This window comes from Tistrella arctica (assembly GCF_039630945.1).
Classification (GTDB): Bacteria; Pseudomonadota; Alphaproteobacteria; order Tistrellales; family Tistrellaceae; genus Tistrella; species Tistrella bauzanensis.
This window is the reverse complement of record NZ_JBBKTV010000038.1, coordinates 1-574: the sequence shown is the minus strand read 5'-3', so window position 1 is coordinate 574 and position 574 is coordinate 1. Positions and strand designations below refer to the sequence as shown.

Annotated in this window: 1 protein-coding gene; it reads left to right on the top strand. The window is 68.6% G+C overall.

Going from position 1 to position 574, the window contains the following annotated elements; all coding sequences use genetic code 11:
- On the top strand, positions 1-574 hold a 574-nt coding region (locus WG924_RS28085; protein WP_345936339.1), incomplete at both ends, for a cadherin repeat domain-containing protein.

Genomic DNA, 574 nt, shown 5'->3' with positions numbered 1-574 from the left:
GAACGAAGCCCCGACGGCACCGGTTCTCAGCGGCAATGCGGTCGCCGAGAACAACCCCGGCGCGGTGATCGGCACGGTGACGAGCGGCGATGTCGATGCCGGCGACACGGTCGAGCTGACGGTGGATGACGCGCGGTTCGAGATCGTGGACGGGGTTCTGAAGCTGCGCGACGGCGTGTCGCTGGACTTCGAGACCGAGGCGACGGTCGATCTGGTGATCACGGCCACGGATGCGGGCGGGTTGTCGGCGGCGCGGTCGGTGACGATCGCTGTGGTGGATGACGGGGTGACCGCGCCGCTGCCGGTTCTGAGCGGCGGGCAGGTGGCTGAGAATGCGGCCGGCGCGGTGATCGGAACGCTGCCCTCGGGCAATGGCGCGGTGTACACGGTCGATGATGCGCGCTTCGAGGTGATCGATGCGGCGGGCGTGCCGACGCTGAAGCTGCGTGACGGTGTGAGCCTGGATCGCGAGGCGGCTTCGGAGATCACGATCCGGATCACGGCCTCGGTGACGGAAGGCGATACCGCGTCGGCGGATGTGCTGATCCGGGTTCTGGACGTGAACGAGGCGCCG